Origin of the sequence: Vreelandella gomseomensis (genome assembly GCF_031451645.1) — a bacterium.
Taxonomy (GTDB): domain Bacteria; phylum Pseudomonadota; class Gammaproteobacteria; order Pseudomonadales; family Halomonadaceae; genus Vreelandella; species Vreelandella gomseomensis.
Window position 1 is genome coordinate 84,902 of the sequence record NZ_JARWAI010000006.1, and the last position, 23,738, is coordinate 108,639.

28 protein-coding genes, 1 tRNA gene and 1 pseudogene are annotated in these 23,738 nt (G+C 58.3%); 5 read left to right on the plus strand and 25 right to left on the minus strand.

Annotated features, from left to right (window positions below; all coding sequences use genetic code 11):
• Positions 1–25: 25 nt before the first annotated feature.
• The 3 genes from QC815_RS09210 to QC815_RS09220 are packed head-to-tail and all read right to left on the minus strand — an operon-like array spanning position 26 to position 2,480.
• Entirely contained in the window at positions 26–1,402 is a 1,377-nt protein-coding gene (locus tag QC815_RS09210) for a sensor histidine kinase (RefSeq protein ID WP_309768149.1), read from the minus strand.
• The gene (locus QC815_RS09215) at positions 1,402–2,076 is read right to left on the minus strand and encodes a response regulator transcription factor (protein WP_230447747.1); all 675 of its coding nucleotides are present in this window, start codon (positions 2,074–2,076) and stop codon (positions 1,402–1,404) included. Before QC815_RS09215 ends, QC815_RS09210 begins: the two co-directional genes overlap by 1 nt.
• A gap of 23 nt (positions 2,077–2,099) precedes the next feature.
• Entirely contained in the window at positions 2,100–2,480 is a 381-nt protein-coding gene (locus QC815_RS09220; protein WP_422828713.1) for a PepSY domain-containing protein, read from the minus strand.
• A 138-nt stretch (positions 2,481–2,618) separates the two neighbouring features.
• Here QC815_RS09220 and QC815_RS09225 point away from each other — a divergent pair, with 138 nt between their 5' ends.
• Together QC815_RS09225 and QC815_RS09230 are read left to right on the plus strand one after the other, a co-directional pair.
• A complete protein-coding gene (locus QC815_RS09225; protein ID WP_309768151.1) occupies positions 2,619–3,095 on the plus strand; it encodes a PepSY domain-containing protein in 477 nt (158 codons plus the stop codon).
• A gap of 233 nt (positions 3,096–3,328) precedes the next feature.
• On the plus strand, positions 3,329–4,300 hold the full coding sequence (locus tag QC815_RS09230) for a DUF1853 family protein (protein ID WP_309768152.1): 972 nt from the start codon (positions 3,329–3,331) through the stop codon (positions 4,298–4,300).
• Here QC815_RS09230 and proB read toward each other — a convergent pair.
• The 4 genes from proB to rplU all read right to left on the minus strand — a co-directional run bounded on the left by proB (position 4,297) and on the right by rplU (position 7,407).
• The gene (proB, locus tag QC815_RS09235; protein WP_230447743.1) at positions 4,297–5,445 is read right to left on the minus strand and encodes a glutamate 5-kinase; all 1,149 of its coding nucleotides are present in this window, start codon (positions 5,443–5,445) and stop codon (positions 4,297–4,299) included. The two genes, QC815_RS09230 and proB, sit on opposite strands and share 4 nt — an antisense overlap.
• A gap of 36 nt (positions 5,446–5,481) precedes the next feature.
• Positions 5,482–6,669, minus strand: coding sequence for an Obg family GTPase CgtA (gene cgtA / locus QC815_RS09240; RefSeq protein WP_230447742.1), 1,188 nt, complete (start codon positions 6,667–6,669; stop codon positions 5,482–5,484).
• A 137-nt stretch (positions 6,670–6,806) separates the two neighbouring features.
• Positions 6,807–7,064 (minus strand): 50S ribosomal protein L27, encoded by a 258-nt coding sequence (gene rpmA / locus QC815_RS09245; protein WP_066316237.1) that lies wholly within the window; start codon positions 7,062–7,064, stop codon positions 6,807–6,809.
• A 31-nt stretch (positions 7,065–7,095) separates the two neighbouring features.
• Positions 7,096–7,407, minus strand: a complete 312-nt coding sequence (gene rplU / locus QC815_RS09250) for a 50S ribosomal protein L21 (protein WP_230447741.1) — start codon at positions 7,405–7,407, stop codon at positions 7,096–7,098.
• Between the two features lie 296 nt (positions 7,408–7,703).
• On the opposite strand from rplU, the gene ispB reads away from it, so the two are divergent.
• Positions 7,704–8,708: an octaprenyl diphosphate synthase gene (ispB, locus tag QC815_RS09255; protein ID WP_230447740.1), complete on the plus strand. Its 1,005-nt coding sequence runs from the start codon at positions 7,704–7,706 to the stop codon at positions 8,706–8,708.
• Positions 8,709–8,797: 89 nt separating this feature from the next.
• A tRNA-Pro gene (locus QC815_RS09260) sits at positions 8,798–8,874 on the plus strand.
• Positions 8,875–8,940: 66 nt separating this feature from the next.
• Here the strand turns inward: QC815_RS09260 and QC815_RS09265 are convergent.
• From QC815_RS09265 to QC815_RS09315, 12 genes and pseudogenes are all read right to left on the minus strand, one after another.
• A complete protein-coding gene (locus tag QC815_RS09265; protein WP_309768155.1) occupies positions 8,941–10,056 on the minus strand; it encodes a tyrosine-type recombinase/integrase in 1,116 nt (371 codons plus the stop codon).
• Between the two features lie 95 nt (positions 10,057–10,151).
• A pseudogene (locus QC815_RS17370) lies at positions 10,152–10,280 on the minus strand (helix-turn-helix domain-containing protein); the annotation flags it as partial.
• Entirely contained in the window at positions 10,273–10,701 is a 429-nt protein-coding gene (locus QC815_RS09270; protein WP_309768156.1) for a hypothetical protein, read from the minus strand. The gene QC815_RS09270 and the pseudogene QC815_RS17370, both read right to left, overlap by 8 nt.
• Before the next feature lie 43 nt (positions 10,702–10,744).
• Entirely contained in the window at positions 10,745–11,236 is a 492-nt protein-coding gene (locus QC815_RS09275) for a siphovirus Gp157 family protein (protein WP_074397744.1), read from the minus strand.
• A gap of 48 nt (positions 11,237–11,284) precedes the next feature.
• Positions 11,285–11,611, minus strand: a complete 327-nt coding sequence (locus QC815_RS09280; RefSeq protein ID WP_309768159.1) for a hypothetical protein — start codon at positions 11,609–11,611, stop codon at positions 11,285–11,287.
• 115 nt (positions 11,612–11,726) lie between these two features.
• Positions 11,727–12,590, minus strand: a complete 864-nt coding sequence (locus QC815_RS09285; RefSeq protein WP_309768161.1) for a hypothetical protein — start codon at positions 12,588–12,590, stop codon at positions 11,727–11,729.
• A complete protein-coding gene (locus tag QC815_RS09290) occupies positions 12,580–12,756 on the minus strand; it encodes a hypothetical protein (RefSeq protein ID WP_309768163.1) in 177 nt (58 codons plus the stop codon). The genes QC815_RS09285 and QC815_RS09290 overlap by 11 nt, the downstream gene beginning before the upstream one ends.
• A gap of 85 nt (positions 12,757–12,841) precedes the next feature.
• The gene (locus tag QC815_RS09295; RefSeq protein WP_309768165.1) at positions 12,842–13,150 is read right to left on the minus strand and encodes a hypothetical protein; all 309 of its coding nucleotides are present in this window, start codon (positions 13,148–13,150) and stop codon (positions 12,842–12,844) included.
• A 14-nt stretch (positions 13,151–13,164) separates the two neighbouring features.
• On the minus strand, positions 13,165–13,341 hold the full coding sequence (locus QC815_RS09300) for a hypothetical protein (protein WP_309768168.1): 177 nt from the start codon (positions 13,339–13,341) through the stop codon (positions 13,165–13,167).
• 223 nt (positions 13,342–13,564) lie between these two features.
• Positions 13,565–14,116 carry a DNA-processing protein DprA gene (locus QC815_RS09305; RefSeq protein WP_309768169.1) on the minus strand — a complete coding sequence of 184 codons (552 nt, stop codon included), beginning with the start codon at positions 14,114–14,116 and terminating at the stop codon, positions 13,565–13,567.
• 918 nt (positions 14,117–15,034) lie between these two features.
• The gene (locus QC815_RS09310; protein WP_309768171.1) at positions 15,035–15,361 is read right to left on the minus strand and encodes a hypothetical protein; all 327 of its coding nucleotides are present in this window, start codon (positions 15,359–15,361) and stop codon (positions 15,035–15,037) included.
• Positions 15,361–15,741, minus strand: a complete 381-nt coding sequence (locus QC815_RS09315) for a hypothetical protein (RefSeq protein WP_309768173.1) — start codon at positions 15,739–15,741, stop codon at positions 15,361–15,363. The genes QC815_RS09310 and QC815_RS09315 overlap by 1 nt, the downstream gene beginning before the upstream one ends.
• 379 nt (positions 15,742–16,120) lie before the next feature.
• Between QC815_RS09315 and QC815_RS09320 the strand changes: the two genes are divergently transcribed.
• Positions 16,121–16,570, plus strand: a complete 450-nt coding sequence (locus QC815_RS09320; protein WP_309768175.1) for a hypothetical protein — start codon at positions 16,121–16,123, stop codon at positions 16,568–16,570.
• Between the two features lie 183 nt (positions 16,571–16,753).
• Here QC815_RS09320 and QC815_RS09325 read toward each other — a convergent pair whose 3' ends face one another.
• The 6 genes from QC815_RS09325 to QC815_RS09350 form a co-directional block, all read right to left on the minus strand.
• On the minus strand, positions 16,754–16,984 hold the full coding sequence (locus tag QC815_RS09325; RefSeq protein ID WP_309768177.1) for a hypothetical protein: 231 nt from the start codon (positions 16,982–16,984) through the stop codon (positions 16,754–16,756).
• A 91-nt stretch (positions 16,985–17,075) separates the two neighbouring features.
• A complete protein-coding gene (locus tag QC815_RS09330; RefSeq protein WP_309768179.1) occupies positions 17,076–17,825 on the minus strand; it encodes a DUF4417 domain-containing protein in 750 nt (249 codons plus the stop codon).
• 84 nt (positions 17,826–17,909) lie between these two features.
• On the minus strand, positions 17,910–18,140 hold the full coding sequence (locus QC815_RS09335; RefSeq protein WP_309768181.1) for a hypothetical protein: 231 nt from the start codon (positions 18,138–18,140) through the stop codon (positions 17,910–17,912).
• A gap of 330 nt (positions 18,141–18,470) precedes the next feature.
• Entirely contained in the window at positions 18,471–21,104 is a 2,634-nt protein-coding gene (locus QC815_RS09340) for a DEAD/DEAH box helicase family protein (RefSeq protein ID WP_309768183.1), read from the minus strand.
• Positions 21,101–23,011: a site-specific DNA-methyltransferase gene (locus QC815_RS09345; RefSeq protein WP_309768185.1), complete on the minus strand. Its 1,911-nt coding sequence runs from the start codon at positions 23,009–23,011 to the stop codon at positions 21,101–21,103. The genes QC815_RS09340 and QC815_RS09345 overlap by 4 nt, the downstream gene beginning before the upstream one ends.
• Before the next feature lie 154 nt (positions 23,012–23,165).
• Positions 23,166–23,735 carry a thermonuclease family protein gene (locus QC815_RS09350; protein ID WP_309768186.1) on the minus strand — a complete coding sequence of 190 codons (570 nt, stop codon included), beginning with the start codon at positions 23,733–23,735 and terminating at the stop codon, positions 23,166–23,168.
• Positions 23,736–23,738 lie beyond the last annotated feature (3 nt).

Here is a 23,738-nt window from a genome sequence, read left to right on the forward strand (position 1 = left end):
CCTGTTCGGTGTTCGTGACGCGTTTTCAGCGGCTATCCGGGCGACGAATCACGACGACGGGTAGCGTGATGGTGACCGCCAACCCGCCCAAAGCGGCCCGCTCAAGTTGCATATCGCCACGATACAGAGCGACCAGATCAGCAACGATAGAAAGCCCCAAACCACTTCCCGAACGTTTCTCATCCAGCCGTTTGCCCCGTTGCAGCGCTGCCTGGCAATCAGCAGGGGACATTCCGGGGCCATCGTCGCTGACACACAGCTGGAGGTGTTCGCCATGTGCCTCCAGGGTCAGAATAATCTCGCCCTTCGCCCAACGCAGAGCGTTATCCAGAATATTGCCGACAATCTCCTGGGCATCCTGGGCATCCATGTGCGCTTGCATATCGCGCGGCAGGGTATGCTCAAGGTGGATATCGCGGCGCTGGGCCAGCCTTGCCAGTCCGTTTATCAGCGGCGCCAGGGCTTCATTGAGCGACACGGGCGCTACCCTGCCGCCCTCACCGGCCGCCGAGGCGCGTGCCAGATGGTGGCGCACGGCGCTGTCGATGCGCGTCAGCTCCGCTTCCCAGGCGCTCTGCTGCTCGGCCGGTGCCTGACGGGCCAGCAGACGCATCACACTGAGCGGCGTCTTCAGCGCGTGGGCCAGATTGCCAGCGGCATGGCGACCACGTTCTATCAAGCGTTGGTCACGGGCCAGTACGGCGTTCATGGTGGTGGCCAGGCCGGCCAACTCATCGGGCAGCCGGGTATCCAGTTGCTTGGCCTCGCCGTTTTCCACCTCGCGCAGGTTGGCTCGCATACGCCGCAACGGCGCCAACCCCCAGCGAATCTGTAACGCCAGCACCGTCAACAGCAGCGTGCCCAAGCCGACTAAACCGCCCCATAACCACTGCTGAAACTGGCGCACATTGTCCATCAATGCCTGGTCTTCAGCTGCAACGCTGATATGCAGCGGCTGCTCGAGCGGTGCCAGCTGTATATCGCGCTCGACCAGGCGCAGCGAACTTGCCCGGGGACCGTTCACGGTTCGGGCAATGAGCGTGTTGCCGTCATGGGTCGGCAGGCGCTGATCCCATAGCGAGCGCGAGGTGAGCGTGTGCTGCTGACCGTCGGTCATCTGCCAATACCAGCCGGAGTAAACCTGATCGAAACGCGGATCACCCAGATCGCGATCAAAGATCAGTCGCTGCTCGACACGGTCAAAGGCGACCCCGGCGATGACCACATTGAGCAAGGCTTCCAGGCGATCATCGAAGGCCTGCGTCGCCGACTCACGATAGTGATGGGACAGCAAGAACCCCGCTAAAGGCAGCCCGACGATGACGATCATCAGGGTCGCCACTAATAGACGGCTGGCGATTGAGCGACGCGCAATGCGGCCCTGCCAACATGGCCAGGGCATCATCCCGCCGCCGGCTGCTCGGCCAACAGGCGGTAGCCCTGGCCGCGCTGGGTGACAATGCGCCATGCGCCCAACTTGCGTCGTAATCGGCTGACCTGAACATCAATGACGTTGGAATCGGGTTCATGGTCACGGTCGTAGACGTGTTCGGACAGCTCAGTGCGGCTCACCACCCGGGGCGCGGCGTGCATCAAATAGCTCAACAGTCGCGTTTCCTGGGCGGTCAGCGATACGGGGCGGCCCGCTAGCGCCACGTGCTGGGTATGGGTATCCAGGCTTAACTCTCCCATCCTGAGCACCGGGTGCGCGTGCCCGTGGCTACGGCGAACCAGCGCACGCAGGCGAAACAGGACCTCAGCGGATTCAAACGGCTTGGTGACATAGTCGTCGGCGCCAGCGGAAAAACCGGCCGCTTTATCGGCCCAACGTTCACGCGCGGTTAAAATCAGTACCGGCAGATCAATGCCGTCTTCCCGCCATGCCGCCAGCCAACGGATGCCATCACCATCAGGCAGCCCAACGTCCAGAATCAAGCTGTCGTACGCTTCGGTGCGCACCAGAAAGTCGGCTTCCTGACCGTTGAACGCATGCTCTACCAGCCAGTCACCATCGCGTAATGCCTGGCCCAGTTCGCGGGCTAACGCCTGGTCATCCTCTACCAACAAACACTTCATCGGCTCACCACTGTTTCTGCCTTCTACTGCGGGCGGCGCATGTCATTGATCCGTACGCCTTCCATCTTCATAAGCTGCCCGGTCTGGCCATCAAATTCAAACTCTACCACCTGGTTTTGCGGACCGAGCAGTTTGATTTCATACTCGACGTAGCTACCTTCACGCTCGACCTCAACTTCCAGTACCTCGCCGATATAATGAGCCTCCAACCAATCGAGAATGGTTTCCAGCGGCACCACATCGCCTCGGCTGACGTCACCGTGTAATGATTCCCACGAGGAGTCGGAAGCCGCCTGCCCGGCTGCCAAGCAAAGCACGACCACCCCTCCCGCCGCCAGGCGCCGCAGGATAGGTCGATCGCGGAATTGTTGCCGCGTGGTAAGGAAGGACATCATGTGTGTCATCATCTCAGCATGCCAAACTCAACATGAACGCCAGATGAACCGCTTTGTCAGCTTAAGGAAAGCATAGTGGGGGTATAACGTCACTGTCGCATTCGCCGAATGCCGTTTACCACCTCGAATGGAAAGAAGGAATTAACCATGAACACGATGAAAAAAATGCTGATTATCCCGACCTCGGCGTTACTGCTTACGGCAGCGGTAGGCACGGCCCAGGCGGACTCTCTGGCGATGGACCGGATTGACGATGTGCTGACCCACGCCAATGATTATGGCTTTACGCATTTTGAAGAAGTCAGCATCAATAGTCGTGGCCGCGCCGAAGTCGAAGGCTGGCTCGACGATGAGTGGTACGCCGATGTCAGCTTTTCAATCGATAACGGCGAAACGCTGGAAGAAAAACGCGAACGGCTAATTACCGGTGCCTGGGGCATGAGCGAAGACGATATTCGCCAGGCGCTGAACGTCGCCAGCCAGGAAGGCATGGTCGAGTTCGAAGATATCGACATCGATGAAAGCGGCATGATTGAAGTAGAAGGCCGTGGCGAAAACGGCCGTGAGTTGGAAATCAGTGTGCGCCAGGGCTCCTACGATATTACCCAGATGGATCGCGACTGATCTTTAACCATGTCGTTTTACGGGCTCCCAGGGGGGAGCCCGTTTGCGTTACTGCCACCCGCCCCTATCAATCCCTGATCATGCGCCTGCAGAGACGGCCTCTTCCATATCAGCGGTAAGCGTGTTACCAAAAGCCGTCGTCATTACGCTTTATAACCCCTCGCATGCCCTGGGAATTCCACCATGATCAGCCATCGCCTGACCGCCAGACTACGCGGGCCGGAGAACAACGCTTGAAGCCGCCCGGTTACCTGGAAGGTGTGGCGTCGACATATCAAGACGCCTTATTGCGTGACCTCGCCTGGCTGGTCGTGACACCGGATATCGTGGCGTTCCCGCCATCCAGCCCATTTTCAGGCCGCCCCAGTCAGGCCGAGCTGGGGTTAACTGGCGTCCTGGAAACCTGGCTGAATGGCTTGGCGATACCGGAGCTGGCCCGCAATGGTCGTCAAGCTAGCCGAATGGGGCACTATCACGAACAGCTATGGCACTGGCTGCTGGACCGCGCGCCCAACACGCGCCTGCTGGCCCATAACGTGCGCATTACCCGCAGGCGCAACACCCTGGGCGAGCTGGATATGCTCTACCGCAGGCGCGACAACCCAGCACCGGTGCATCTAGAAGTGGCGATCAAGTTTTATCTGGGATTGCCCGACGGGCCGGGAGCGGTCACCGATCAGGGACGTTGGATCGGCCCGGGCGGTCTGGATAGTCTGGCGCTCAAATGCCGTCATCTGCAGCGCCATCAGTTGCCGCTCTCGGCCACGCCGCTGGCGCTCGACACCCTGCGCCACTGGTTGACGCCTCGCGACCTTGGGCCAGCGACGCCTGACCTGCCGGCCGTGCTCGCTCAGCGGCTGGCGATGCCGGGGGTGCTGTTTTACCCCTGGCATGCGCCGCTACCGCCGCCGGAAGGTGCCGCACCCGGGCACCGGCGTGGCCGCTGGTGCCACGTCAGCGACTGGCCGGCCCTTGCCGCCACGCTGCCCGGGGATTACCGGATTGCCTGGCTGGAAAAGCCGCACTGGCTGGCACCGCCGCCGCTAGAGACCTTTATGCCGCCCGGTATGCGCGTCGAGTGGCTGACAAAAGCCCTGTACCAGCCCCAGCAGGTGATCGTCTACTGCCCTGCCGAGCAGCGCAGCGAGCGACTATTCATCGTACCCGACAATTGGCCCCGCCAAGTGCCTCTGCCGCCGCGCTAAACCACCACCAGATTATCCCGGTGGATCAGCTCGTGGGCTTCCACATACCCCAGGATGGCTTCAATCTGGTGGCTGGGCTGGCCCGCCAGCAGTCGCGCTTCATCGGCGCCGTAGTTGACCAGCCCCTTGGCAACGGTCATGCCCTTCTCATCGACACACGCCACCATATCGCCGCGCTTGAAGCTGCCCTGAACGTTCCGCACGCCCACCGCCAGCAGGCTGGAGCCCTTGTCACGCAGGACTTTCACGGCACCGGGGTCGAGCACCAGGGTGCCGCGCACCTGAAGCTGCCCGGCCAGCCAGCGCTTGCGCGCCGCGATGGGCGCCTGCTCGGGATACAACAGCGAACCCAGCGACTCACCGGCCATCAGCCGGGTGATGACGTCCGGCTGCCGGCCATTGGCAATCACCGTCACGGCGCCGGAACGGGCCGCCAGTTGGGCGGCGCGCACCTTGGTGGTCATGCCGCCCCGCCCCAGCGCCCCGCCGCTGCCGGCAACCGCCGCCAGGCGTGGGTCGTCGGCGCGGCCTTCGCTGATCAGCTGCGCCTCAGGGTGGTGGCGTGGGTCGGCATCGAACAGCCCGTCCTGGTCGGTGAGCAGCAGCAGCGCGTCGGCTTCCAGCAGGTTGGCGACCAGCGCGCCCAGGGTGTCGTTATCGCCAAAGCGGATCTCGTCGGTGACCACGGTGTCGTTTTCGTTGATCACCGGGACCACGCGCATGCCGACCAGGGTACGCAGCGCAGAAAGCGCATTGAGATAGCGTTTGCGGTTGGAGAGATCGTCATGGGTCAACAGGATCTGCGCGGTCAGCATGTCGTGGCGCGCGAAATGCTGTTCATAGCACTGGGTCAAGCCGTTCTGGCCCACGGCGGCGGCGGCCTGGAGCTCGTGCACCGCGCTGGGGCGAGCCTGCCAGCCCAGCCGCACCATACCGGCGGCAACCGCGCCCGACGACACCAGCACCACCTCGACACCACGCTGGTGTAAAGCGGCTACCTGGTCGACCCAGCCGCCAATGGCGGGGTCATCCAGGCCACGGCCGTCGTTGGTCAGCAGCGCGCTACCCAGCTTGACCACCACGCGGCGAGCTCTGCTCAACGCCGCTCTACCCAGCACCGACTCGTTGCTAGCCACGTCGCCCATCTCCCTTGAATGTTTCAGCCCTGTCGACGCTAGACGTTAAGGCGCGTATTCAACGTCCACGTCGTAATCATCATCGTCGAAATCATCATCGTCTTCATCGTCAGGCTTACGCCGACGACCCAGCCGCGCTTCGGTGCGCGCCACCGACTCTTCCTCCATACGCCGGCGCATTTCCTGCTCGCGGGCATGGGCTTCTTCGTCTTCGTGCTCCAGGCGCTGCTGTTCGGTGAGCCAGCGGTAGGCGGCCTGCACCAGTTTGTCGGTGCCGTCGCTGCTGATCGCCGAAATGCGGAACACCGGCCCCTGCCAGTTAAGCGCATCGATAATCGCCTGGGCGCGCGCCTCGCGCTCTTCTTCATGCAGCAGGTCGAACTTGTTCAGGACCAGCCAGCGGGGGCGCTCGGAAAGCGCCGGTGAGAACTGGCCCAGTTCGTGAACGATGGCCTTGGCCGCCTCGACCGGGTCGGACTCGTCGAATGGCGCGACATCGACCACGTGAAACAGCAGCCGCGTGCGGGTCAGGTGCTTCAAAAAGCGCAACCCAAGTCCCGCGCCATCGGACGCGCCTTCGATCAGGCCAGGCACGTCGGCCATGACGAAGTGCTCGTGCATGCCAAGCTTGACCACGCCCAGGTTGGGCACCAGCGTGGTGAAGGGGTAGTTGGCCACCTTGGGCTTGGCCGCCGATACCGAGCGAATCAGCGTCGACTTGCCCGCGTTGGGCATGCCCAGCAGCCCCACGTCGGCCATGACTTTCATTTCAAAGCGCAGGTTGCGGCGGTCGCCTTCGGTGCCCGGCGTGGTGCGCCGTGGCGCACGGTTGGTGGACGACTTGAAGTGGATGTTACCCAGCCCACGACGTCCGCCTTCGGCCACCAGCACCACCTGCCCGATCTCGGTGACGTCGGCGATGACCTCGAGGGTATCCTCGTCGATCACCGTGGTGCCCACCGGCACCTTGACGTGCAGGTCATCACCGGCCTTGCCGCTCATCTGGCGGCCCATACCGCCCTGACCGTTTTCCGCCTTGTAGAAGCGCTGGTATTTGAAATCGATCAGCGTATTCAGCGCATCGTCACCGATCAGGTAAACGCTGCCGCCGTGCCCGCCGTCGCCCCCGTCAGGGCCGCCTTTGGGCACGTATTTTTCGCGGCGAAAGCTGAGACAGCCATTGCCGCCTTTTCCCGCCTCAACAATGATGGAGGCTTCATCGACGAACTGCATTGGTTTCTCCCGGCCGCTTTCGCCGCCCGATAGTCACCCGACCTTTGCTTCATGCATTCAGCAAAAGGGGTAAACAGACAAAAAAGCCCCGCCATGGCGGGGCTTTTTCTCGCAAATGCGAGCGCAGCGTTAGCCGTTTACTCGGAAACGATGCTAACGAACTTGCGGTTGTGCGGACCCTTGGTCTCGAACTTCACATAGCCTTCATTCAGAGCGAAGAGCGTGTGATCGCGACCCAGGCCAACGCCGGTACCCGCGTGGAAACGCGTGCCGCGCTGACGAACGATGATACTGCCGGCGCTTGCTGCCTGGCCACCAAAGAGTTTCACACCTAAGCGTTTGGACTCGGAATCGCGACCGTTACGCGTGGAGCCGGCTGCCTTTTTATGTGCCATTGCAAAATCCTCCTAAAAGGGAATTGACCGCTTACGCGGAAATTCCAGTAATTTTGACTTCAGTAAACCACTGGCGATGACCCTGACGCTTCATGCTGTGCTTACGGCGACGGAATTTGATGATCGTCACCTTGTCGCCGCGGCCATGGGAAACCACTTCGGCAGACACTTTCGCACCGCCAACCAGCGGCGCGCCGACGTTGACGTCGTCGCCGTCGGCAACCAGCAGCACTTCGTCAAACTCGATTGTCTCGCCAGTGGCGACTTCGATCTTTTCAAGCTTGAGGGTCTGGCCTTCCTGAACGCGGTACTGTTTGCCACCGCTCTTGATAACTGCGTACATGTCTCTCTCCGGACGTCGGTATTGCCGTTTCGATAACTTAAACGGCCGCTCATCGGCTGACGCTCTTGTCGACCTGCGGCGAGTGGCGCCCCTTTTGGCAGCCATCTGACAGGGAGCATGATGAGTGGGTCGCGGATTATAACGATGTTTGAACCGAGCCACAAGGCCTATTGCGCCCCGGCAAGCCCAGGCGCCACCCGGCAGCCGCGGCGTCTTGACGCCCAACGGACAGCCCCATAGCATGACTTCAACCTAGCGCGGCTCCTGCCGCCTCCATCTGCCGCGATGAACACTCCATGACCGCCAACGTCTCATCAGCCCAACCTGCCAGCTCGCTGCCCTCTCCGCTGCACGCCGTGGTAGCGGATGACTTCGATGCCGTAAACCGTACCATCGTCGCCCAGCTCAATTCCAAGGTGCCCCTGGTCGAAACCATCGGCCAGTACATCACCGAAAGCGGTGGCAAGCGCCTGCGCCCCCTACTGGCGCTGTTGGCCGCGCGGGCGTTGAACTACACCGGCGACAAGCATGTTCCGCTCGCCACGCTGATCGAGTTCATGCATACCTCGACGCTGCTGCACGACGACGTGGTGGATGAATCGCACATGCGCCGGGGTAAGAAAACCGCCAACGATGCCTGGGGCAATGCACCCTCCGTGCTGGTCGGCGACTTTCTCTACGCGCGTTCGTTTCAGATGATGGTCGACGTGGGCTCGATGCGCATCATGGCGATTCTATCCGGGGCGACCTGCGTCATTGCCGAAGGCGAAGTCCAGCAGCTGACCAATATCGGCAATCCCAGCGTTTCCGAGGACGACTACTTCGAGACCATCCTCGGCAAGACCGCCATGCTCTTCGAAGCCGCGTCCCACAGCGGCGCCGTGCTGGCCGAGGCGACGCCCGAGCAGGAACAGGCGCTGCGCTATTACGGCCGCTATCTGGGCCTCGCCTTCCAACTGATCGATGACCTGCTGGATTACCAGGGCGACGCCAAGGCCATGGGCAAGAACGTCGGCGACGACCTGGCCGAGGGCAAGCCGACGCTGCCGCTGATCCGCGCCATGGAACAAGGCACGCCGGAACAGGCCAAGCTGATCCGCCAGGTAATCCGCGACGGTGGACTTGAGCAGTTGGACGCCGTCCTCGATATCGTTCACGCCACCGGCGCGCTCGACTATACCCGCGCCCGCGCCGAGGCGATGGTCGACAAGGCGCTCCTGCAGCTCGAACAGCTGCCGGAAAGCCCCTACCGCGATAGCATGGCCCAGCTCGCCCGCCTCGCGGTCGACCGGCAAACATAAAGTTGCGTTTTTGACGCCTGGCAGGCTTGAAAAAAACGGTCCGGCTACGTATGATTTCTCTCCGTTGTCGAGCACTGCTGACAACGCCTCGGAATATAGCTCAGCTTGGTAGAGCGCTGCCTTCGGGAGGCAGAGGTCGTAGGTTCGAATCCTGCTATTCCGACCAGATATTTCAAAGCCTTAGGCCAACTTCTCTATTACGCGCCTGAGTCTCACGTGACCAAATCGTGACTTAACGCCCTCGGCCATGCCGGGGGCGTTTTGTTTCCAGCTCCTGTTTTTCATCCAGTCTGGCAACCGCTGAACGCACATTCTCGGGTGCCAGGTGTGCGTAACGCTCCGTCATGGCGATGGTGCTGTGGCCTAGTAGATCCCGCACTTCGGCCAGAGGCACGCCCGAGGTCACCAGCCAGGCGGCGCAGGTGTGCCGCATATCGTGAACCCGAAAGTCGTCGAGTCCCGCCTTTCGGCACACCGTTGCCCAGGTCTTCTTGATGTCCGCAATCCGCCTGCCCTTCTGATTGCAGAACACCCAAGGGGTGTCGGCGCAGTACCGCATGCGGAACCTGAGCCGGGACAGGATCGCCTGCCGAGCGGCTTCATTTAGCGGCACGCTGCGCCGACGCCGGGTCTTGGTATGCTCGGCTTCCAGGTGGATCAATCTCGCCTGAAGATCCACCCGTGACCATTCCAGACCAAGAAGCTCGCCGCGGCGACAGCCCGTATTGAGCGCCAGCGCGATGAAGTCGGCCAGATACCCTGGCCGCTCGTGATCGCGGGCGGCCTCCAGCAGTACGTCGGCCTCTCGACGGGTGATCCACCTCACACGCCCTTCCGGCTCTCTGAGCCGCCGCTTTTCGCAGGGGTTGGGCACAGCCCAATCCCATTCCTTGCGGGCATGGTTGAGGGCAGCCGACACCAGCCCAATTTCTCGGTTGATGGTGCCGTTGCTGGCCCCAGCCTTGCGGCGATCCACTATGTACTGGCGTATATCCCCCGGCGTAAGCTGGTTCAGATCCCGGCCTGTGAACCTGGGATACAGGTTCTTCAGACTCCAGATATGGCGCTCAGTGTTGCGCATCATCCCTTCCAGCTCCTCCAGGTACGCCAGCATCAACTCGTCGAACGTTCTTGACGGCTGTTCGTCCCACTGCCTTTCCATGTGCGCTTCAAGGCGCCATTTACTCAGCAGCGCTTCGGCTTCCCGCCTGCCTTCGACGGATTTGGCGATGCCAGTCGAGCGCCTAACGCGCTTGCCGCTTGCCTCGATGTAGGACGCCCAGTAGTACGGGGAGTCCGTGCGTTCGTAGATGCCGTCTTGACGACGGTTAGTCTTGCGCTTCGGCATGTGCTGTCTCCTTGCACATCCGGCCCCGCGCTTTCGTCATTATGCGCTGGCGCCATACTTCGTGCCACCCAGTGACGGGCGACGTCGGCTGGAACTGTGATTCGGCGGCCAACCCGCACGGCGGGCAGGTCGCCTTGCTCGATCAGTCGGCGAACCGTTCGCGTCGAAACGCCACCCAGTTGGCGTGCGGTTTCTTCAAGACTCCAGAGCAGTGCGTCAGCCATGGTGCACCGCCTTGCCGGAACACGATTCCTCCAGCAGAACCGCCAGCTCGTCACGTTGCTCAATGAGATGCTGCAGCCGCTCGGCAATAGCGTCGATCCCTCCCAGCTGACTGGCGGGTACGCCGGCGGCATCAAGCGCCATGGATAGCCTGGCCAGGTTCAATTCATTGTCGCCAATGCTGTCCGACACCCATTCTTCCGGCCATCCTCGCCAGCGGCATACGTCGAGCTGCCAATCGTCGTCGAGTCGGTGCCAGGCGGACAGGGCGTCGTAGGTATCGGGCAGCCAGTCGGCACGGTCGGCTGCCAGTGCGACGTAGCACCGTTCTCCGGTGCTGAGCGGTCTGATCAGCGTGTCCAGGGCGGTTTCATCGGCGCCCTTTCGGGCCTGACTGACGATATCGTCGAGACGTTGCATCATGTCGATCCTCCCGGCGCGGGACGTTGCCCGCGCCGCTTTCCAGTTAACGGATGGCCAGCCGTGTGCTGGCGACCAGCTCGGCACCAGGTATGGCGCGCTCCTTGAGGGCCGTTTTCAGTGCGGCACGGTCAACCTTGATGGTGGTGACCTCCCGCTTGAACTCGTCAGGCACGGCGGTTTCGTCGGAAATCGCCACGGACGGCGGGTTGCGTTGGATGGACAGGGTGAACAGCGGACGTTTTACCCTGTCGCGCCCGGTGGCCTGCATCGCCCACTGAACACGCTCCCGGCACGCCTTGGCGTTGCGCTCAAGCCGGGCGGCTCGCTCACTCAGTCGCCGGGCTTCGTCCTTGCAGGCGGCGGCGTCGGCATCCAGCTGGCGCGCCACCATGACGGTGGCTTCGATCTTGTCTTCCAGCTGGCTGCCGGTGGCCTGCAGAGTCTCGGCCAATGCTTCCGCGAACGCGGCATCGTCATCGGCATCCATCGCGGCCAGTTGCTGGAACTCGTTGGTAAGTTGGTAGAGGTTGCTCATGTCGGTGTCTCCTGCGGCCCCGCCCGCCGTGAGGCGAGCGCACGGGGCTCAATCAAAAGGGATTTCGTCATCGAAGTCGGCATAGGGCGGTGGCGCGGCGCGCCCGTCGCGGGCGTCAGCGTAGTGACTGCCGTTGCCACGCCGACCGGGTTCTGCATAGCCTTGCGGCTGCCGCTGGTCGCGTGGAAAGACATTGACCCACCCTTCCCAGCCGGTCAGGCCGACCGGCAAGGCGTCGAGCTTGATGGAAGTGCCGCCGTCGTCATGGCGGAACAGGGTACCGATACGCAGCCAGCGGCCCTTCTGCTGGCCGGTCTGGCGGTCGGAATATTCGCCCGTCTTGATGGCGAGATCATGTGTCGGTTGTGCGCTCATTGCTGCAGCTCCTGGTGCGAGAGATACGGAACCCCGGCGCGAACCACGATCACGCAGTCCAGCCGGTGCGCCAGCCGCAGCGCGGCTGGCACGGTGAGTGTGGGCGACAGGGCAATCATTGAGAGGCCCACTGGTCGAGGCGGTCATCGAGACGACGGTAGAGCTTCGGCGTCAGCTCGCTGAACGACTGCACGCGCCCTCTACTTGCCTTGGCAAGCCAGCGCCTGACCCGATCCGGATCGAGGTTCAGTCCCGATATACGGGCTTCGAGCCGCTGGCGCTGCGCGTCGCTGATCCGGCCTTGCGCTTGCGTTGCTGCACGCGGCGCTGGAGTTCGAGTTTGCGGCGCACTCGGGCGCGCGTTTCCGGTCGTTTCTTCCAGGTTTTGCCCATGAACCATATCCTCCAGGTCTTGTGTAAATACCTCCGAGAGCCCCGCCATGCGCAGCGTGGCGTCGATGTGGGCCGACTTCTCGGCCATCTTGAGCGACTTGTTCAAGTCGCCGCTGTCCTGGCGCAGCGAGCGCGCGCCCACCCCGTCGGCGACGACGTTGCCGGTAGCATCGCGGATTTCGCAGCGCATGATGACGTGAGCCAGCCCAACCCCCTGCAGCGCGGCGGCTTCGTAATCGGAAAGCGTAGGGTAGTGGATGGTGACCCCCAGCATGCCGCAGATTTTCTCGGCACCGGGCTTGAACAGCGACGGCTTGCTGAAGTGCGCAGGGTTGCGGCACCGAGCTCCATGCGGGCACTTGTTCCGGCTGACGACGTGAATACGCCCGAAGTCCACGCCTTCCACCAGTGCTGAGCGCACCCACTCCATAAGCGCGGCGCGGTTTTCTTTCCGTCGATCCAGCCCGGCGCGGAACACCTCGGCGGGCAGGTCGAGCGGTGACGCCGACGTTGTCAGCGCGTTGGGCTGAGCCTCTTCGTGCGCTGCCCGTTCGGTATCTCGCTGCTCGATAATCTCAGACGACATGAGGCTGCCCTCCATACTGTGCTGCTCGCCACTCGCGTTCGATGCGTCGAGCTTCCCGGCAATAGCGCTGCGCGGCATTGCCCACAAACTGCCCTGAACGGAAGGCACCCTCCTCACGCCAATCCATCCGGGCTTGCCATTCAGGCGTTAAGTGCATATTCTTCATGGTATTGGTCCTCGCTTCGGATCATGTTGTCGGCCCGCTCCAGCCCCCACTGGAAGCGGGCCATTTCATGTCTGTACCTTGGCATTCATGCAACATCCCCTTGTCTGTTGGCGGCGATCCAATCGACGAGCGCTTCGCGCTGGCCGTTCAACGTGGCGACCTCCCCGGTTGAAAATAACGGCGACTGCTCGCCGTTCGCCTCTACAACGACGGCGGTATCGGGATCTGTTGCGGAATCGGTGCGCCAGCCATCTTCGATCACGCGCACCTGGCTCCAGAAGGATCCATTTCCCCAGGCGGTAACGTCGTGGCAGATCCGCTTCCCCGTCCGCTCGGAGCCCAAAACCGTGAGCAACAGGATGTCGGTCAACACTTCCTGATGTTTCAATAGCATGAGCACTATCTCCTCTAATGCAGTGAAGCCCCGGAAGGGCACATGGCGTGTGCGTCGAGCCATTTCAGGAGCACGCGCAGATGTTCCAGGTTGGGCGGTTCAGCGGACTGCCCGGCAGCAACGCGGCGAGCTTGACTGACCACACTGGATTCGTAGTTGGAAAGCCCACCGGTGTGGACGAACGTAGACATGGCAATTTTCCTTCTATTGTTGCTAAGTACCCGGCTTTTCCCTTTAACGCGACCGAACCTGCCGGCAAAAAACGCGATGACATATTAAATGTCATATAAACATATTAGCCCAAAAATGACATATTTCAAGGGTTTAAATGTATAAAAGACATATATTTTTGTAGGAAATACTCCATTTGATTTGTAAGAAATAGCTTACAAAGAGGCGATATGGCTTACAGCGTTAGAACAGTGAGGCAGGCGCCCAACGCCTGGCACTGGCCCATGTGCCGCTTTCAGCACAAGGCACCCATTCACCCATGCCCAAGGGTTCATGCACGCTGGTGAACGCAACAACGCGCAACCCACGACCTGCCGCCAACCGGCAGGCGCGCCAGCTGCCCTTCCCTGGCTGGAAAGCCACGACACCCGAGGAAGCCTGGGAGACGACTTGAGCGGCACGCGCCGCCAGCCGCGCGCGTAGCGGCACACTTGGGCCGCCCCCTGCCCACCAGGTGACGGAACCCCCTTGCGCTGCAAACGCCTGCACGTCAGATACCGCCGACACACCACACGCGCCCTGACCATCCGGGCCGAAGGCGGCAAATACCTGGAGAGAGGACAACGGCACACTACCCGTTAGCGCCGCTGCCACGGCAGCGCGATCTGCGCCAGTGGCACAGCCAGCCACCAGGGTATAACCGTGCGCCACCAATGAGGTGACCACTGACTGCACCTGTACGTTGACAGCGGGCGTGATGTGCCGCCCGCCCACGATGGCTACCCGGCCAGCCATGCCAGCGCCCCGCGCACCTGAGCGAGCGACCAACCCGCCGGTACCACAAGCTTGATTTCAGCCGGTGCCTGAGTACGCTTGCCGGGCCGTGGCCAACATTGCCAACCCTGACGATGCAGTACCCACCAGGCTGCGACTGCTTGAGCCCGAGAGCCGACCGGAATACATACGCAAGCCGGAGCCGGGTTGTTGCCTTTGCGCGCCATGCGCTGAGCCCAAACCCAGCCGCCACGACAATGCTGCTGTACAACCCCTGCCCCGTAATTGATACCGCCGCTAGCGAACGCCATAACCCACCCCCAACGCGCCTTAATACTGTATATAAATATAGCATAAAATGGCCATTTTTCCAATTAAAACAGCACTTTGCATTGCATATGCACCGCGCGGGAGCGTAGGCAAGCACAACATCGCGGGGGCCCCGCGCGGGGGTTGGCGTGGGGTTCCGATGTTGTGCTTGCCGGAGCGGAGCGCCCACGCTGCCCCCACCGGGGGCGGAGAGCGGGGGTATGCGAACCGCCCCCGGTTGCCTCGCTGGCGAAGCGGGTTTTGGGGTTCGCCGTGGCAGACGGGGAAGAAACAAGCGGGCGCTTGCGCCCACCGATGTGGGGTTGGGGTTAAGCGAAGGCGCGTGCGAGGAACGAGCTTGCGCCGGAGCGCGGGGTTCAGGGGCGGGCGAGGAACGAGCCGGCCCCTGCAGGCGGAGCGTGTGAGGAACGAACAGGCGGAGCCGTCAGCGCGCGGAGCGCAAGAGCACCAGGGATGCGTAGGGTGGCGTCAGCCAGCCCGAAGGGCCGAAGCCCGTAGCAGCCCGACCGCTAGCGAGGAACGAGCTGGCGGGGGTGACTGAAAAGCAAGTATTATTAATAAGTGGGTTCGCGTAGTCCATAATCACCATGAAGTCCTTTTAGACTAACACTAAACTTTTCCTTTCTTCCTTTGGAACATAGACCTCTTGCCTTTTAACCTGTCCTTATTGTTTATAGCTGTCGCGTCTAGAAGAACTAAATCCTCATCGCCATTCTTATTTGCGAATGTAAAATATACAACAGAATTAGGAAGCCTCATTTGATAAATAAACCCCTCCCCTTCATCAGCACTAAAGGTTCTTACAACCCCCTTACTTAATATATTTTCTTTACGGGATGACTCTAAAGAACTAAAAGCATTGAAAACTTCTTTCTTTAGATCATCGGACATCTCTCTCACAGAATCATTAAAATCTTTGGCTACGAGAGTCTCCATTACTGGTCTCCTCCAAACATATCCTTAAAAGCCTGGGTTTCTTTTCTAAGATTATCAATATCACCTTCTTTAATCAGTTTTTTTACACGCTTTGCAGTGCCTTCAAGAGCCTCTCTCCGCATGTATGCATCAAAATCTTCCTGAGACAATGAATTCCTAAACGTATTATCATAGTTTATTGCCCCTATTTGATACCAAGCAAGCACTAAACTAAAAATCAGCAAATACAAAAAATTAATATCATTCAAAAGCACGTAGAGAATTGGCTTTTTAGACTCTGTAATCTCATGACTAACCAAATTAGTGAAAACCCCTATCATAGCCATTAACACAATTGGCAGTATTGCTCTTACCCACGGATTTCTGTATACATAACTCATCCTAACCCCATTAGCTAAAAGCATTAAAAAGTTAATTTCAACAATGCACCACTACGATTCAACCTACTTTTCATCACAAAAAAATTTTTAACTTAAAAATGCTCACTGCTCATCTCGTAGCATAGATCATACTCAGGCGTCTAGGAAAGAAGTTTTGTGGTGATGCTTCGTGTCCCCCCAAACGAACAGGCACTATTGGCCTATTGGCCGCATAAAGTCAGCTTCCCTGTGCTAGCGAGGGGCGAGCTGGCGGGGCTGCCAACGGGTGATACCTTGAAAACGCAGTGGCAGTGCCTACTATTAAACGATGGCAGAAGTACCGCCATACACACTTTCCCCACGCCGCTAAAAGCGGCCTTGCTGCGAGCAGAGGTGTCATATGTCGACGTGCTATGGAACGTCAAGCATCATCCAACAATACAGCGCCCACCGCAGAGCGGAGGAGGAGTACGACCGCCATACTGCTAACTGTCTCACCAGCCGGAGCTTTCAGCGGCATGGTGTAGACGCCTCGACGGACAACGTAGAGCAGTGGGCTCGGCTCAACGGGGCTATCGCCCAGGGCAATGTCGACATTCCCGGTGAGCAACGTCACGGAGAAAGCATGGCTGAAGAGGTCGTCAGTGCCACCATGCAGCGCGTTAGCGGGCCGGTTCTGACTCCACCAGAGGAAGACGAGAGCGACAATGAAGTGTATGCAGAGGACGACGATGGTGAAGACGAGGAGGAGTACGATTTGCTGGCCGATATCTTTGGCTATGATAACGATGATGACAACGCCGAGGCCGCTCTGGACACCGTTTTAAGGTATAGTGAACGACCCGACTAGAACCGCGCCTGCCGTTGACTGACCGGTCAGCGGCCAATGACCTCCAGTCACTCTCACAGTGCCTGAATCTCAGCAATGATGCTCCCAGCCCCCCCCCTTCTTGATACTTGTACTCATGCCCACTCTTGGCTGTCGTGTCGGAAGCGATGGCCCCCGTGTAACCATGCGGATGCCAAAGCAATACTAAAGTTTCGTCGAGGGCTTCGGCTTGGACTCCAAGCGGAAAAGGTTATTTTCCACGTAGGGGTGAAATTCAATATGCATCAGCCTTTCCTTCTTTAGCGCTCGTTTCAGCTCGACGCCCATCGCTCTGAGTTCTTCGCGGTTGTCCTCCGTCTGACGTTGCTCGAACTTTTGCAATATGTAGTCCATCTCGTGGTCTTCCGAAAAATTCACGTAATCATGATCGTTCATTGTTAATCCCCATCTTGGTATACGGCTGAAAATTCAGCACAACCAATCTAAGTTTTCTTCATCGCAATAGCAATATGCTTCAGCAGCATATTCATGACCTGCTGCATGAAGACTGCCGATAGTGCAGCGCCTGGTTCATTTGGACGCTTCCTGAGCAGCTTCGCTTCTCTCCCGCCTGCGGCCGGTGGCTTACGCCGCGCAGTCGGTGCCAGTCAGGCTCGATCTCCAGCATCGGTGTGTCGATCTCCACCGGCGAGTGGCCGTAGACAATCACCAGCCTTGGGCGGAGTCGTTCGCACATGGCGTCGACACCGGCACGGTAGCGTTCCACGACATGCGAGCGGCGGGTATCCGGTACGCCGATGCTGACGATCTGGTCGGCTGGGATGCCGTCAAAGCAGTAGGTATGGCTGGCTATATCAGCCCAGTTCAAGGTGGGGATCACACGTATTCCCTGGCTCTGCCACCAGCGTCCCAACCAGCGGCTCCGGTAGGTGTTCCACTGATTCACCACGGCGGGCCATTGGGGGTAGAGGCTGAAGTCCGGCGTCAGCGCGGCCCAGTAGCGGCGCAGGTGATTCACGGCAGCGTTGGGGCGGTTCCAGGTCGTTTCGAAGCGGTAGTCGTCAAGATAGAAGTGGCAAAGGTCGCGGTTGGCCAGGCTTCGCTTGCTTCGATAAGGCAACAGTCTGAACGATGGGGGCAGCTCGTTGAAGGTCTGCGGGAGTAGATCGGGAATGCCGAGCGGCGAGGTGCTGGGGAACACCTCGCGGGTACCGGTGGTGTCCCAGCCACCAGGCTTGCAGCTCCAGTCTGGTGGCTGGCTGAAGGATTGCGGCAACGGTGGCCACCCTACTCCTTAGGCTTGGCGTCGTTGCCGCGTCCGCCATCGATATCAGTCATGAGAATCCTCCTGGGTGCTGGATCACCACCAGCAGCGTTTCCAGCCCATCAACCGGCCTCGGATTCTACCCATTCCAGGGCTGGTGTCGGCATGGTAGTAAATCTCGCCGTCGGAACGGCGGATCGCCTTGCTCATGGCGTTGGCTCGATGATGCATGCGCGATTCAGGCATATCAGCAGACCAGAAAAGGCAGACGATGGGAAGGCCGATGGGTGGCTGAGCTTTATCGAAGGTGGTGTAGCCGTTGGTCATGATGTGTCTCCTGTCGCTTCTCAGCGAGTGGATAAATATACAAATAAGTAATTAGGATACGATAAAATTTCAAGCATACCAAATCTCAGCTAAACGACCTGCAGTGTGCTCCAGGCTGCATGACAACACACAACCCGGAGCAGCTTGACTACATGACGCATAACTCAGGCGAGTGACTTTCCTTGTTCAAACGCAATATTCAGGCGACATGCAACATTAGCCTAGCCTACTCTAGAAGATTCCGGTGTAAGATATTTCTTACATCCCTGTAAGACAAAACCTCAACGGCCTGTTACGACTAAAGTGCACTTCACCCAGGATAGAGAATTTTTACCTATCAATACTTGTTATTGAGGAAAAATCAGCCTTGAACTCCTCAATCTTAGGCGAAGAGTTATTAAAGAAGGGAAGCCCGAGTATCCTGTAGTCTTTACCTTGAAAGAAAACATGCATCTTCGCCTCATTTTTCAACTGCTTTAGGAAATCCTCTTTCCATTTATCCTGAGCCGTCAGGTGACTACCTTTTGGCTCAATAAATAGCTGCATGATGTTTTCACTCCCACCTTCAGTGCGCCGCAAAAACAATAGGAAATCAGGTTCAAATACTTGCCCAGTCTCGAAATCAAATAGTTTTACAGCTTTCTCATTACGGAGTAGATGAAAGTCTTCATACAGTGCACGTAGACGGTCAGAATGATCGTGCAAATACTTGATAAAATATTTTTCCTGGTCTGTACCGTAACTGTCGTCATAGACATACCAATCCTTTGCCGCCAAGTCTATCTGATCCAAGCCCGGCACGTTGGTTTCACCTTTTACCCAACTCAACCCTGTCTCGCCTTCCGCGCGCAGTTTTAACGTCTTGTCTGTGAAGCATTCGCTAATCTTCTGAGGCCTAAACTCTCTCGTACCAACATATTCAATACTTTCGTGTTTCACGCCGCTTTCGATCTGGTGCAGAACGTATTGCGCTATGTCCAGTTTTTGCCGCGAGGCTAGATTGTCCAAGTCATCAGGCAGACCACACACAACCACTGTCACGCCGCCCAGATAGGTATCAGAGGTTATAAACTCCGATGCACTGGCGAGTTTCGGGAAATAGGCTTGCAGATTGGAGAAGTGAAAAAAGTCATTGGCGTCCATCGCAAAGCTTATTATGGCCTTTCCAAAGTCGGCTAGCTTGAAGTCGCGGGACACGGGCTCTTTGCTCGGCTGTTTCATCGTCGACTGCCCACCGCCAAATGCAGAGCCTTCTGTCACTCGCCCTGTCATGAGCCTGGGATAGGTAAATGTGGCTTGAATCTTGTAAGCATCTAGCCCCGCCACATCTTCGCGTGGATTCCTGATCCGATCATTCACCCAGACATGTTCCGACATATAGAGCGTCGATTGCTTGAAGCTGTCCTTGAGCCGAAGCTGCACTGTCTGAGTAGTCTCATCCAGCATCCCGGTTTCGCGTAGGGCGTTGCGGATGTCTTGGATATACTTGGGGTTATGGGAACAGTGGTAATGCAGTTCCTCCAAGATGCGCAGCGGATGTTCCATCGTGCTGTCATACTTGCGCTTTTCCCGAGCCGCGTCGGCCTGGTCAGGGGCCGTGAAGGGAAAGTATCGCGCCCCGCGTCCGATCAACTGCGCCTCGGCCATCGTGGTCTTTCCCACCTTATTGGCCTTGCCGTCGCGGGTGTCATACAGCCGCACAATGTCGAACAAGTTCAGCACGTCCCAGCCTTCGTTCAGTTTATCGACAGCAAAGATCACTCGTATCTCGTTGTCCCGGTCCTCCAACGCGTTCAGCTCAATCTGTCTGTTTTCCAAATCCTTGGGGTTGTTTACGTTCACAACCTTCTCGGGCGCAAAATCTCCCCGCAGCTCACGAGCGAAATCCGCGCCGCGCATGGCCCTTTCATCCATAATAAAGCCAAAAGCACGGGAAAGCGTCTCATCTCCTTCAGAGTCCGTCCTAAGCGTGTCCAGCGCCTCACCTGTCAACCCGGCTACCATCGATGTGAACGCGGCCTCGTTGTCGGCACTGTCCTTGATTGTCTTGGACTTCATCAAGATCACCGGCTTGCAATGGAGCCCGTATGCCTCGGCTACCTTGCGGCGATATTGGCTCAGAACCATCGCCTGCATCATCCGGGCCTCGGGGGGCAAATCAGCCTGACGCAACTCGATGTCCTTGGAATAACCATCTTCTCGAAACTGCCGCAGGGTATAGTCGAATAAAATCTTGTCGTGGTACTTCGCCCGGATCGCCTCGTTGTTCAAGTCCACGGTCGCGGTAAATTCCAACAGCATGTTCTCGGGATGCTGATGGAAAATCTCTGACACCGTACTTTCCCAACTCGCCTTGTCCTGGGCCTCGCCCTTGGTCAGCGTCTTCTTGGTCTCGGCGTTCAGGTGGTGCGCTTCGTCCGAGATCATCACCACCTTGTAGTCGCGGAAGTCTTCAATGGTGACGGAGTTCTCTTTCGGGGCCTGCATCCGAGTGTGAAGACCTTGGATGGTGGTGAAGTGGATGTTGATCACGTCCATGTTTACCGCGTCGAAGGTCTCCACCGCGCGGATTTCTACCGGCTTGTCGTCAATGCGCACTGTGGGCGCGAACAGGTGCTTGGCCGATGCTGGATTGAGGAAGTTTTCTTTGGTCTTCTCGATGATCTGGGCGGAGTTCACGAAGAACAAGAAATTGCGATAGCCGCGCCGGTAGAGGTCAAGGATCAGCGCCGCCATCAACACCGTCTTGCCGCTGCCCGTTGCCATGTGGAATAGCAGGTGCGGGTTGGTCGGGCGCTGTGGGAAATCTTCGATGTAGTAGAGCCAACGTTCCAGCGCTGTGACTTGGTAGGGCCGCAGGTCGATCGTGGCCTCAAGGTTGCCCGTCACATAGTCGGGGATGTCTTTCTTGAGGAGCCCAAGTTCAACCGCCCCGTCGAGTTTGTCGTTTAGCGTCTGGCTCATTTGCCCACCCCATAGAAAGAGCGAGTCGCGCGAGCGTCTTCGTCAGAGATGTCAAAGTCTGCATCGCCAAGGGAGCCGAGATCGACATAGAGGTGGTTGGCATCAAGACAGTCCATCAACACGCGCTTGGCGTCTGCAAGCGGAAGTGCTGCGAAGTCGTCGGTATCGAACCCGCTCAGGTCTACGTCATAGCGCAGATAGCCGGTGGCCTGGATATCAGCATGGATGGCTTGCAGCGTGGTCATGTCCGAGGCCGCTCCGATCCGGTCGACAAAGGCCGCGTTAGAGTGCATGGCTTCTGCGTAGACAAACCGGGCGTTCAGTCTATCGCGCTTGATGACCTCTACAATGCGTTGTTTTGTGCATGTTTCTACATAGTCAAGTTGCTCGGTCATAATGAAAGTGCGGCGGCCATTGTCCGACTTGTTTAACTCAAGCACCGCATGGCCAGTTGTACCGCTACCTGCGAAGAAATCTAGCACCTTGGCCGTTTTCTTTTCACCTACCACCGCTTTGATGCAGTCATGAACAGTCCAAAGTGACTTTGGGAAGGTAAAGTCACAGCCGGGCACAATCTCACGTAACAACTGCGAGCCGTAGCCGTTGGCATCGTATCGGCGATCCTGCCAGACGGTTCGCATCATCCCGAAGTTCTTCCCAAGCTCAATCTCATAATGACCCTTTCGCCAAACTGCCCTCAGCAGGTTCTTGATTTCATCAGCTGACTGTCGGGCATATCGCCACTTGCGCTCGTCGCCTTTAGTGTCAATGGGGAACACCTCAAAAACACCGTCTTCACCTTCGACAGTTTGTTCTGGGTGTTCATTATCGGGCAGGACTTCTCCGAAACCTATTACTTCCCCGTCCTTTACTTTGACGGAATAGAAGCAGTTTTTTGCATCACTGCGTTCGCTTTCAGTGCCCCAGTTTCGAAAGTTAGACCAATCGACTTCTTCATCATCTATCACCCTGCCGCCAATCGACTTCTTCGCCTTCGGAATGACAAACAATGCGTATTCGTTGATATAGGAGAAGTTTGCGCCCTGCACGCCACGGGGGTTATGCACGACTGAAATGCAATGCACTTCGTGATTGGGGAAAACCTCTTTCAGCAGCACACCGAGATAAAAAAACTCGTTCTCATCAATAGCTACGATCAGTGATCCATCGTGCTTTAGAAGCTGCCTTGCTACCTCAAGCCGATTCTTCATAAATGTCAGCCAAGAGGAGTGATTGAATCTATTGTTGTAGAGGAAGGTATTCGATTTTGAGGGCGGGTTATAAGGGGGGTCAATATAGATGCAGTCGATCTTGCCCGCATAGTTTTCTTTCAGCGAATGAAGCACCAGGAGATTGTTGCCCTTGATTAGCAGGTTGTCGTCCTCCGACACCTCGCCCACGGACTTAGGCTTACCCGCCACCACGGCCTCGGCATCCCAGCGCTCCCAGCCAGTCATTACCTTGGGTTCAAAAAGCCGCGTGATGTCGTCTGGAGCCAACGTCGTGTTCCAGAACACCTCGTTGCAACCCTGATCCTCTTTCGTCATTCCGCCTTCCAGCACGCAGTCTTTGTATGGCCACGCCAGCACCACGTCGCGCGACTGGTTTAGGTAGTCGCCGCGTCCATCCGTCAGCCCGATTCGGTTCTTGAAGGCCGTGTAGCTGTCAGGCAGGAAAGCCTTGTTGGACACGAAGTCCTGAAACTTCACCTTGTCGAAGACCAAAGCGCCCGCCACCTCAGTGAAGAAATGTTCCTTGATCGTCTCGGACTGCATCAGCAATTCCAGCAGCCGCGTATCCATATTCAGCGCCGCCTCGACCACAGCGTTCTTGAGGATCGCTCCATCTGATATAAAAGATTGGTCTCGCTGCAAAAGAGCTTCAAGGTCTTTAAGTAAATTCTGCAATTTCCACCTTCCAGTTTGGTTAAAATTTCATTGAGCATAGGGAGCAAGAAACATGAAACTGCGTTCGGATCATCTCACGACTTCATAAAGCATGTAGAACCCCATACCCAGAAAAAATAAATTCAATAAGATAAGTTTTTTAATAGGTGAAATGCTACCGCCAATCCCACGGACGCTGGTGCAACCCCGGCTCAGCCCAAATCCCCAGCTCTGTCGATTTAGCCTGCCGCTCTGCCGCCGAGTAGCGGTCTTCGCTGCAGTACCGATTGTAGACTGCAGCTTGCCCCGCTTCGACCATTGCCAGATTCAGGCTGCGTCCTCCTGACAGCACTTCGCCGACAAGACGCCCGTAGCGGTCGCGATCGTGAGTGACGATCTCCACCTGGTTGGGCGTGATTCTGCGCAGATAGTCGCGGCTCTGGCGCCCCCAGGGTTGCTGTCCCATCTCAGGGGTGTCGATGCAGTAGAGACGCACCTTCTCTTCTTGTCCGGCACAGCGGACGGTCATCGTGTCGCCGTCATAGATACTCTGCACGCGACAGCTCAAGCGGTCTGCGGTGGCGCTTCCCGACCAGGGGGCGCCATCATTGCTGCCGAGATCGGGCAGTAGCCAGGGCAAGATAAGGGCGACGACGGCCACTGTCCAGAACAGCGGCATTCGCTTGTGTCGTCCATGCCGGGTCGCCAATCGCCGGATCGCGTTTCTTACTTGTGTTTTATTCATGTT

Coding starts and splice junctions, on each gene's coding strand:
- QC815_RS09210 (WP_309768149.1), bottom strand. CDS start 1,402: ATGCCCTGGCCATGTTGGCAGGGCCGCATTGCGCGTCGCTCAATCGCC.
- QC815_RS09215 (WP_230447747.1), bottom strand. CDS start 2,076: ATGAAGTGTTTGTTGGTAGAGGATGACCAGGCGTTAGCCCGCGAACTG.
- QC815_RS09220 (WP_422828713.1), bottom strand. CDS start 2,480: ATGACACACATGATGTCCTTCCTTACCACGCGGCAACAATTCCGCGAT.
- QC815_RS09225 (WP_309768151.1), top strand. CDS start 2,619: ATGAACACGATGAAAAAAATGCTGATTATCCCGACCTCGGCGTTACTG.
- proB (WP_230447743.1), bottom strand. CDS start 5,445: ATGGGCGACGTGGCTAGCAACGAGTCGGTGCTGGGTAGAGCGGCGTTG.
- cgtA (WP_230447742.1), bottom strand. CDS start 6,669: ATGCAGTTCGTCGATGAAGCCTCCATCATTGTTGAGGCGGGAAAAGGC.
- rpmA (WP_066316237.1), bottom strand. CDS start 7,064: ATGGCACATAAAAAGGCAGCCGGCTCCACGCGTAACGGTCGCGATTCC.
- rplU (WP_230447741.1), bottom strand. CDS start 7,407: ATGTACGCAGTTATCAAGAGCGGTGGCAAACAGTACCGCGTTCAGGAA.
- ispB (WP_230447740.1), top strand. CDS start 7,704: ATGACCGCCAACGTCTCATCAGCCCAACCTGCCAGCTCGCTGCCCTCT.
- QC815_RS09265 (WP_309768155.1), bottom strand. CDS start 10,056: ATGCCGAAGCGCAAGACTAACCGTCGTCAAGACGGCATCTACGAACGC.
- QC815_RS09270 (WP_309768156.1), bottom strand. CDS start 10,701: ATGATGCAACGTCTCGACGATATCGTCAGTCAGGCCCGAAAGGGCGCC.
- QC815_RS09275 (WP_074397744.1), bottom strand. CDS start 11,236: ATGAGCAACCTCTACCAACTTACCAACGAGTTCCAGCAACTGGCCGCG.
- QC815_RS09280 (WP_309768159.1), bottom strand. CDS start 11,611: ATGAGCGCACAACCGACACATGATCTCGCCATCAAGACGGGCGAATAT.
- QC815_RS09285 (WP_309768161.1), bottom strand. CDS start 12,590: ATGTCGTCTGAGATTATCGAGCAGCGAGATACCGAACGGGCAGCGCAC.
- QC815_RS09290 (WP_309768163.1), bottom strand. CDS start 12,756: ATGAAGAATATGCACTTAACGCCTGAATGGCAAGCCCGGATGGATTGG.
- QC815_RS09295 (WP_309768165.1), bottom strand. CDS start 13,150: ATGCTATTGAAACATCAGGAAGTGTTGACCGACATCCTGTTGCTCACG.
- QC815_RS09300 (WP_309768168.1), bottom strand. CDS start 13,341: ATGTCTACGTTCGTCCACACCGGTGGGCTTTCCAACTACGAATCCAGT.
- QC815_RS09305 (WP_309768169.1), bottom strand. CDS start 14,116: ATGGCTGGCCGGGTAGCCATCGTGGGCGGGCGGCACATCACGCCCGCT.
- QC815_RS09310 (WP_309768171.1), bottom strand. CDS start 15,361: ATGGAGACTCTCGTAGCCAAAGATTTTAATGATTCTGTGAGAGAGATG.
- QC815_RS09315 (WP_309768173.1), bottom strand. CDS start 15,741: ATGAGTTATGTATACAGAAATCCGTGGGTAAGAGCAATACTGCCAATT.
- QC815_RS09320 (WP_309768175.1), top strand. CDS start 16,121: ATGTCGACGTGCTATGGAACGTCAAGCATCATCCAACAATACAGCGCC.
- QC815_RS09325 (WP_309768177.1), bottom strand. CDS start 16,984: ATGAACGATCATGATTACGTGAATTTTTCGGAAGACCACGAGATGGAC.
- QC815_RS09335 (WP_309768181.1), bottom strand. CDS start 18,140: ATGACCAACGGCTACACCACCTTCGATAAAGCTCAGCCACCCATCGGC.
- QC815_RS09340 (WP_309768183.1), bottom strand. CDS start 21,104: ATGAGCCAGACGCTAAACGACAAACTCGACGGGGCGGTTGAACTTGGG.
- QC815_RS09350 (WP_309768186.1), bottom strand. CDS start 23,735: ATGAATAAAACACAAGTAAGAAACGCGATCCGGCGATTGGCGACCCGG.